The sequence below is a fragment of the Microcoleus sp. MON1_C5 genome (assembly GCF_036701875.1).
Taxonomy (GTDB): domain Bacteria; phylum Cyanobacteriota; class Cyanobacteriia; order Cyanobacteriales; family Microcoleaceae; genus Microcoleus.
Genome location: NZ_JAUBRN010000021.1, coordinates 93879 through 101872 on the forward strand (window position 1 = coordinate 93879; position 7994 = coordinate 101872).

Annotated in this window: 8 protein-coding genes; 6 read left to right on the plus strand and 2 right to left on the minus strand. The window is 47.3% G+C overall.

Going from position 1 to position 7994, the window contains the following annotated elements:
• Nucleotides 1–3 precede the first annotated feature (3 nt).
• The 6 genes from QUA71_RS12905 (at nucleotide 4) to ccmS (ending at nucleotide 7198) form a co-directional block, all read left to right on the plus strand.
• Nucleotides 4–843, plus strand: a complete 840-nt coding sequence (locus QUA71_RS12905; protein ID WP_333285428.1) for a prephenate/arogenate dehydrogenase — start codon at nucleotides 4–6, stop codon at nucleotides 841–843.
• A gap of 67 nt (nucleotides 844–910) precedes the next feature.
• A complete protein-coding gene (locus QUA71_RS12910) occupies nucleotides 911–2746 on the plus strand; it encodes an APC family permease (protein ID WP_333285430.1) in 1836 nt (611 codons plus the stop codon).
• A 454-nt stretch (nucleotides 2747–3200) separates the two neighbouring features.
• The gene (locus QUA71_RS12915; protein WP_333285432.1) at nucleotides 3201–3689 is read left to right on the plus strand and encodes an RtcB family protein; all 489 of its coding nucleotides are present in this window, start codon (nucleotides 3201–3203) and stop codon (nucleotides 3687–3689) included.
• A 344-nt stretch (nucleotides 3690–4033) separates the two neighbouring features.
• Nucleotides 4034–4702: an RtcB family protein gene (locus QUA71_RS12920; RefSeq protein ID WP_333285434.1), complete on the plus strand. Its 669-nt coding sequence runs from the start codon at nucleotides 4034–4036 to the stop codon at nucleotides 4700–4702.
• 102 nt (nucleotides 4703–4804) lie between these two features.
• Nucleotides 4805–6601, plus strand: a complete 1797-nt coding sequence (locus QUA71_RS12925) for an ABC transporter ATP-binding protein (RefSeq protein WP_333285436.1) — start codon at nucleotides 4805–4807, stop codon at nucleotides 6599–6601.
• A gap of 162 nt (nucleotides 6602–6763) precedes the next feature.
• Nucleotides 6764–7198, plus strand: coding sequence for a beta-carboxysome assembly chaperone CcmS (ccmS, locus tag QUA71_RS12930; RefSeq protein ID WP_332955063.1), 435 nt, complete (start codon nucleotides 6764–6766; stop codon nucleotides 7196–7198).
• A gap of 76 nt (nucleotides 7199–7274) precedes the next feature.
• Here the strand turns inward: ccmS and QUA71_RS12935 are convergent, their stop codons facing one another.
• Together QUA71_RS12935 and QUA71_RS12940 are read right to left on the minus strand one after the other, a co-directional pair.
• The gene (locus tag QUA71_RS12935; RefSeq protein ID WP_333285438.1) at nucleotides 7275–7496 is read right to left on the minus strand and encodes a HEAT repeat domain-containing protein; all 222 of its coding nucleotides are present in this window, start codon (nucleotides 7494–7496) and stop codon (nucleotides 7275–7277) included.
• A gap of 184 nt (nucleotides 7497–7680) precedes the next feature.
• A complete protein-coding gene (locus QUA71_RS12940; RefSeq protein WP_333285440.1) occupies nucleotides 7681–7899 on the minus strand; it encodes a hypothetical protein in 219 nt (72 codons plus the stop codon).
• Nucleotides 7900–7994: the final 95 nt, after the last annotated feature.

Here is a 7994-nt window from a genome sequence, read left to right on the forward strand (position 1 = left end):
GCTATGAATATCGGTATTGTAGGACTGGGTTTAATTGGCGGCTCGATCGGGCTGGATTTGCGATCGCGCGGGTTTAATGTTTTTGGGGTTTCCAGTCGGCTGCAGACTTGCTCTCGGGCGCAAGCTCGCGGTGTTGTCAATGAAGCCAGCATACACCTGTCTCTAATGGCAGCAGCCGATGTAGTTTTTATTTGCACGCCGCTGGGGTCGATCGAGCCGATCGTCCGAGAGTTGGTGCCCTATCTTTCCCGGGATACTATTGTAACGGATGTCGGTTCCGTAAAAACACCCATAGTGCAGGCTGTGTCTTCTCTGTGGCCGAACTTTGTCGGGGGACACCCGATGGCGGGGACTGCTGAAAGCGGAATCGAGGCGGCGGTGCCGGATTTGTTTGTCGGGCGGCCTTACGTGGTGACGCCGACTCCCCAGACGCCGGCGCTTGCGGTGGATAAGGTTGAGGAAATTGCGCGGTTACTGGGTGCTAAAGTTTACCGATGTGAGCCGGAAGAACACGATCGAGCTGTGGCTTGGATTTCTCATTTGCCGATCGTGGCGAGCGCGACGCTGGTTGCTGCGTGCGATCGAGAGGGCGATCGGGATATTGTTAATTTAGCCCAACATTTGGCGAGTTCGGGTTTTCGGGATACAAGCCGCGTTGGCGGCGGCAATCCCGAGCTGGGAGTGATGGTGGCAAAGTACAATCGAGAGGAATTGTTGCGATCGCTCTCTATTTACCGCGACAGTCTTGACGAGTTCATCACCGATATCGCAGCCGAAAATTGGCAAGCTCTCGAACACAAGCTGAAGCTGACTCAACAAGCGAGACAAAATTACAAATTGTGAGCCAAAAAATACTTAAAACTTTCCCCGTCTCGATTATGATTTGTGGATGCCTATATATTGAGTTTTAATGTCCACTTATTCTCGACTCAAGCGATTTTTACTGGGTGAATCTCTCCCCACTAGCGCATCGGTTCATGAACGCCTAAGCAACGCTGCAGGACTAGCTGTTCTGGCTTCCGATGCACTTTCGTCTGTTGCCTACGCTACTCAAGAAACTCTGCTCGTGCTATTACTAGCGGGGAGTAGCAGTTTGAGTTTATCGCTGCCTATTTCTGGAATTATTATTTTACTGTTGGCGATCGTGGCGCTGTCTTACCGACAGACAATTAAAGCGTACCCCAACGGTGGCGGTGCTTACATTGTGGCGCGAGAAAACTTAGGTATTTATCCCGGTTTGGTCGCAGCAGCTTCACTGATGATTGACTACATTTTAACTGTAACAGTCAGTATTTCGGCTGGGGTGGCGGCCTTAACTTCAGCATTTCCCGGATTGGAACCGTATAGAGTGGAACTGTGTTTATTTTTTATTGTCTTAGTCATGTTTGCCAATCTCAGGGGCGTGCGGGAATCTGGCAATATATTTATGGTTCCTACCTATGCGTTTATCGTGGTAATTTTTATCTTGATTGGCACGGGTTTATATCAACAGGCAACAGGTCACGTTTTGCCGACATTAGAAAATATTCCGGCTAAGGAACCTTTGGGATTATTTCTGCTGGCGCGCGCGTTTGCAGCGGGCTGTACGGCCTTGACAGGAGTTGAAGCCATATCAGACGGGGTATTGGCTTTTAAGCCTCCTGAATGGAAAAATGCGAGCCTGACTTTGACCTATATGGGGGTAATTCTAGGAGTGATGTTTGTGGGAATTAGTTACTTGGGTAATATTTATCACGTGATTCCTAGCGAACATGAAACGCTCCTTTCTGTGTTGGGAAAACAGATTTTTGGTGTGGGTATATTTTATTACTATTTGCAGGCAGCCACTCTGTTGATTTTGCTGTTGGCTGCGAATACGAGTTATGCAGATTTTCCGCGACTTTGTTATTTTTTGGCGCGGGACGGGTTCTTGCCCAGGCAATTGTCGCTGTTGGGCGATCGACTGGTTTATTCTAATGGCATTAATCTGCTAAGCTTCTGCGCTGCTCTTTTAATTATCATCTTTCGAGGCAATACGAGCGCGGTGCTACCCCTGTATGCGGTTGGAGTTTTCACTTCTTTTACTCTCTCCCAATCGGGAATGGTAATTCACTGGTTTAAGGAACGAGGTAAAGGTTGGCAAGTTAGTGCTGTGATGAACGGTATTGGTGCAGTGGCAACAACGGGAGTTTTGGGTGTAATTCTCGCTACAAAATTCCTTTTGGGAGCTTGGGTTGTCGTAGTAACTATTCCGATCGTAGTCAGTGTATTTTTAGCTATTCACCGGCACTATCGGTATGTAGCAGCTCGCTTGAGCATTCAGGGAATAGAACCGAGGTCTTATCTTCGCAGACCTAAAGTTAAGACGGTGACACATCCGGCAGTGGTGTTAGTCGGGCAGTTGCACCGAGGAACTTTCGAGGCCCTCGATTACGCTCGTTTAATTGCTGATGAAGTTGTGGCAGTTCACGTAGATATTGGTTTGACAGATCGAGAAAAATTACAATTAGCTTGGAAAGATTTGCAGTCAGACATTCCTTTGGAAATTCTCGAATCGCCTTACCGTTCTGTTGGTGAGGCTTTGACTCACTTTTTGACTTTGTTTGAAGAGCAGCGACCGGGAGTGTATTTAACGCTGATCATTCCGGCTTTTGTGACGCGAAATTGGTGGGAGGGACTGCTGCACAATCAAACTGCTTTCTTTTTGAAAGCGGCTTTGCGGGCTAAAAAAAGTCGGGTTGTAACAACGGTGAGGTATTTTCTTTAAGTGGGGATGGGCAACCACGGGGGATTGCCCCTACTTCCTGGCAATTAAGGCTGGAATGCGGTCGGACGCGCTGGCCCAAAAAACCCGGTTTCTTCGCAAAATCTTTGGTTTGGATGCGATTTTGCTAGGCATAAAGCGGGTTTCTGACACCGCTTGGTAAATCGTATATAGCAATCCTTGCAGGAGTCGTAAATTTTTTCCCCCACCCCAGCCCTCCCCTTAGTAAGGGGAGGGAGTAAGAAATTCACAAATGATTTAGGAGCGCTATATATTTATTAAAAATTCCATGAAAGGGTTGACATATCAAAAATGATATGTCATAAATTTAGTCATTAGAAAAGTTGCCTTTCAACTTATCTTGAAAAAGATTGCGGCTGCTGAACCCAAGTCTTTTGTTCCCTAAAAAATCTCTTCAACTCTTGGGGGTTGCTATGCAACCCGCAACAGACTATTTATGCAGCAGCCAAAAAACTTGAAAAGGCTTTTGCGAGCTTTGTCTCGGCAAGGTCTTGATGTTAGTTACGACAATAAAGTCTACTCGATTTGTCTCAATAGTTCTCTGAATGAACACTGGCAAGATGCCAGCGCCACAACAGCAGAAGTTTTGCTCCCAGAGGATTTTCCTGTGGAAGCAAAGGCGCTCAAACAGTTAGCAAATTTGGCGAATGTTCGACACCCTCAAGGCGGCTGCGTTTGCCGCGCCTGGGCTACTCCTGACTTCCATCCGGGGGATGCGGGGGTGGCGATCGGCTCGATCGTCCAAACAGCAGGAATGGTGATTCCGGCGGCTACCGGTTCCGATATTAACTGCGGGATGCGGTTACACGTTGCGGATTTGTCGATCGAACAATTCCTCAGTCAGCGCGATCGATTTGTAGAATTGCTCAAAGGGGATTATTTCTTCGGTACTCGCGATGTCAGCTTGACATCCACCCCGACCTGAAGGTACGGGGATTCCCAAACCTCACGATTTGAATTTCTGCTTCTTCGCAACTGCCTCCACCCTAAAAGAGATTTGGTCTTATGTTCGCTCCACAGACTAACCCCGCAAGCCCTGCGGTTTTTACGTGTCGAATACCAAACGGAATTCTTCTTCGTTTTGATTCTAGGGATGTTTACCATTGCCCTATCCTCTTTTCCCGGTCTACCGATTTTGCTTCGCCGCCAGCACAAGGCTGAACTTCGCTCGTATAGGCTGTTTGATCCATCGTCTCGGGTGGGTCGTTGACCAATTATATTGTAATATAAAGCCGTCCTAACAGGACGAGGTTTCTACCCAATTTTCTGATGATTCATTCGGGTTCGCGGAATGTGGGCAAATACATCGGCGGAATGTGGCGCGATCGAGCTTGCGACGCCTGGCCGAAAACTCTGAAACATCCTGAATCCCGGCTTTTTCCGCTGTCTGTGGCAGCAAATCCCGAACTTGTGAGCAGCTACCTGCAAGCGGAAGCAACTGCCGCTAACTACGGTTTTATCAACCGTTTGCTGTTAGCAGAACTTTTGCGCTTGCGTTTGCGGCAAGTTTTCGGCGATGTGGAAGCTCCGTTAGTATACGATTTGCCTCACAATATTACCTTAGCTGAAGGTGCCGGCTGGGTAACGCGCAAAGGCGCTTGTCCCGCACATTCCGGCCAGCCTGTAATTGTACCGGGTTCGATGGGCGCGCCCTCTTATTTGCTGGTTGGGAAGGGGAACGATCGATTTTTGCGATCGGCTTCTCACGGTGCCGGCAGAGCGCGATCGCGCTTCGATATGAGTCGCGCAGGTGCTGACAAAACTGACTCCGCTTTGGGATTAACTGGCGTAGATTGCATTACCTGGCGCGAAAAACGCAGAATCGAAGAAGCACCGGCAGCTTACAAGCCAATCCAACCAGTAATTGACGTTCAGGTTGAGGCGCAAATAGTTGGTGTAGTCGCTAAAATGAAGCCAGTGTTAACGTTTAAAGCCTAGGAACGGGGCATTTGAGAATTAAAAATTAAACAAAGGTAAGGTGCGCGCCCAGCACCCTACTAATTTTTAATTCTCGACCCTATTTCCGATGCCCCATGCCCTATGAATGATTCTCAAGTATCACCAAATCCATCAAAACCTGTCCATCCCCTAAAGCGGCTGCTGAAGTACGGGCGCCGCTACCGCCTGAAAGCTTGGCTGGCAAGTATCTGTTCGCTGCTGAATAAATTCTTTGATTTAGCGCCGCCAGCATTAATCGGTATTGCGGTTGATGTGGTGGTGAAACAGCAAGATTCTATCCTCGCTCAGTGGGGCATAAAAGATGTCTTTTGGCAACTGGCAATTATCACTCTTTTGAGCGCGGTTGTTTGGACGTTGGAATCTCTTTTTGAATATGCCTATGATTATTTGTGGCGCAATTTGGCTCAGGATATTGAACATGATTTGCGTCTGGAAGCTTACAGCCATTTGCAGGAATTAGAATTAGCTTATTTTGAAGAACGCAGCACGGGCGGTTTGATTTCTATTCTCAATGATGATATCAATCAACTCGAACGTTTTTTGGATGACGGCGCTAATGAGGTGATTCAGGTAATGACAACGGTTGTTGTGATTGGCGCGGCTTTTTTTGCTGCTTCTCCTGGTGTTGCTGGGCTGTCAATGCTGCCGATACCTTTTATTATTTGGGGTTCGATCGCCTTTCAAAATCGCCTCGCTCCTCTCTATGCTGATGTGCGGGAAAAGGTGAGTTTTCTGAACGGGCAACTGTCGAATAATTTGATGGGAATTACTACTATTAAAAGTTTTACTTCCGAAGAGCATGAAATTCAGCGCATCGGAACACAAAGCCAAGCTTACCGCCAAAGCAACCGACGGGCGATCGTACTTTCGGCAGCTTTTATTCCGCTGATTCGGGTTGTGATTTTCTTGGGGTTTATTGCAACACTATTTCTGGGCGGTTTGGAGGTGGTAGCGGGCCGGTTGTCTGTGGGAACTTACAGCGTTTTGGTGTTTTTGACCCAGCGGTTGCTGTGGCCGCTGACTCGCCTGGGAGATACTCTGGATCAATACCAGCGCGCCATGGCTTCTACTAATCGGGTGATGAATTTGTTGGATACTCCGATCGCCATTCGCACCGGTGATATTCGGCGGCCTGTTAGTTCGATTAAGGGTGAGTTGGAATTTAAAAATGTTACCTTTTCTTACAATCAAAGAAAACCGATTTTGCAGTATTTTTCTCTGACTCTGCCGGCGGGAAAAACTACTGCGATTGTTGGGGCTACTGGTTCGGGAAAAAGTACCCTGGTGAAGCTAATATTGAGGCTGTACGAGGTACAGCACGGCAATATTTATCTCGACGGTATAGAATTAAATAACCTGAATTTAAAAGATTTGCGGAGAGCGATCGGATTGGTGAGTCAAGATGTGTTTTTGTTTCACGGTACGGTGGCAGAAAATATTGCTTACGGCAGTTTTGAGGCAACTAATCGAGAGATAGTAAATGCTGCTAAAATTGCGGAAGCGCACGAGTTTATCGCCCAATTGCCGGACGGTTACAACACTATTGTAGGGGAACGCGGTCAAAAATTGTCGGGGGGTCAGCGGCAGCGAATTGCAATTGCGCGGGCGGTTTTGAAGAATCCGCCCATTTTGATTCTTGACGAAGCTACTTCAGCGGTGGATAACGAGACTGAGGCGGCAATTCAGCGCTCGCTCGAACGAATTACCAAGAATCGCACTACAATTGCGATCGCCCACCGTCTTTCTACTGTCCGCAATGCCGATTGCATTTGTGTCATGGAAGAGGGGCTGGTGGTAGAATCGGGGCAGCACGAACAACTGATCGAACAGGACGGAATTTATGCGGCGCTCTGGCGCGTGCAATCTGGTATAAGATAGAAACGCAGCGGTTTTGGGTAATTGGGAATTGCTAATTTGTAATTGGGTATGGGGCATTGGGCATGGGTAACTAATGACAACAGTCAACTGCCAACTGCCAACTGCCAACTGACTACTGACTGCTGACTGTAAAATATTAGTTTATACAAACAAGAAGAGAAAATGTTTCTATTTGATAGCCCTGAGTCCAAACCCAACGAAAATAGCTGGAGCCGCAAGTTAGATAAATTTGTGAAAGCTAATCAAAATGAATTGGCTGCTTTGGCTTGGGGACTATTTCTGGAAAGGGGAGAGGAAAGCGAGGAGATTTTGGCAATTGATATTGCAGAAACTGCGCGTTTTGTGTATTGTAAGAAAGAGGCGGTTGAGGAGTTGAACCGTCAAGTGAGAAGTCATATTCAGGAAGTTGTAGGTGTGTTGAACGCTCACAAGCCTGAGAAGGAAGTGGCGATATTGGCGATCGGTGAAGGTCAAATTAAGTTGATTCTTTTTGAACCTAAGCCTGAACCTCCTGTTTGTTTTGAGGAAGCGGCAACAGATGTTGATACATTGTTGGCTAAGCTGGAACAGCAGATGGTTGAATGTATGAAAGGATAAGATTACTCGGCTCTTGAAATCGCGTCTACACAAACTTTCGTCCCAGCAGAGAGGGGCTAAGAAATGAAAGGTGTATTTAAGCCTCATTTAGTATCAGTTGTTTGAGGGCTTGGATGACGCTGGAACGGACTTCTGGTGAGGTGTCTTTGAAGGCTTTAACTAATATGGGCACCATCGCGACATCTCCCATTTTTCCCAGTGCTTCTGCTGCTTTCGCCCTGACAGCGGGGCGGGCATCCTCTAGGGCGGTGCACAAGGTGTCTAGCACCATCTGATAGTATGCAGGATTTTGAATCATGCTGTGAGCCTCCGGTTTGCATAGAGCTTACTGCTGTTTTATTTTACCTCTTGCATCTCTGTCAGGAACAGGCAAGATGCCTGTTCCACAAAGAGTAAATTTTATTCTGGGGTGGGCGTCTCGCCCGCCCTGAAAGCCTTATTAAAAATGTTGCAATATTTCAGCAAACTTTTGGGCTGGCTGGCTAGTTCACGTCTTCGGATATGCCTTCGATGAAGCCAACGCCTGCTTTGCCCCAGACGCTTGATTCGGCGAAGTGTTCGCCAACTTTCAGCGCTGCTTTTTTGCCACCGTTGTAAAGCCGTTTGAAGCTGATTAGCTTTTGCCACTCGATGGGTTTTTGCTCTTTAATTTCCTTAAATTCTGCATCAATAATATTGCGTGCTTGTTGCTCGTCTTGCACATAGCTATACTTTTTTTCGTAATTGCTCAACTAGGGGAAAAAATGGAGCCATCAATAGAGAGAGCTTGTTGAATAGATTGATAAGCAGTTAAACC